We start from the raw sequence: 247 nt of genomic DNA, 5'->3' as shown, positions 1-247 counted from the left end.
TACGGCGCGCTGGAAACTCTGCGGCGCACGACCCGCATCGCGATCCTCTCCGCCGGTTACGCCGATGGCTATCTGCGCGCCGCCGGCTCCTCGGACATGGCGTCGGGCGCCCTCGTTTCCATCGGCGGGCATCTTGCGCCCTTGCTCGGGCGTATCTCGATGGATCTCATTTCGGTCGACGTGACCGACATTCCGGAAGGTCTTGCGCTCCCCGGCAAGACGGCCGAGCTTTTTGGCCCGAACGTCG

At 66.4% G+C, this 247-nt stretch carries 1 protein-coding gene; it reads left to right on the top strand.

Features of this window, described 5'->3' with window-relative positions; genetic code table 11:
• On the top strand, window positions 1–247 hold a 247-nt coding region (locus tag CH341_RS33120; RefSeq protein WP_281023749.1), incomplete at both ends, for an alanine racemase C-terminal domain-containing protein.

The organism is Rhodoplanes roseus, from assembly GCF_003258865.1.
Lineage (GTDB): Bacteria > Pseudomonadota > Alphaproteobacteria > Rhizobiales > Xanthobacteraceae > Rhodoplanes > Rhodoplanes roseus.
The sequence above is the reverse complement of the archived record's forward strand: the minus strand, read 5'-3'. Positions and strand labels throughout refer to the sequence as shown.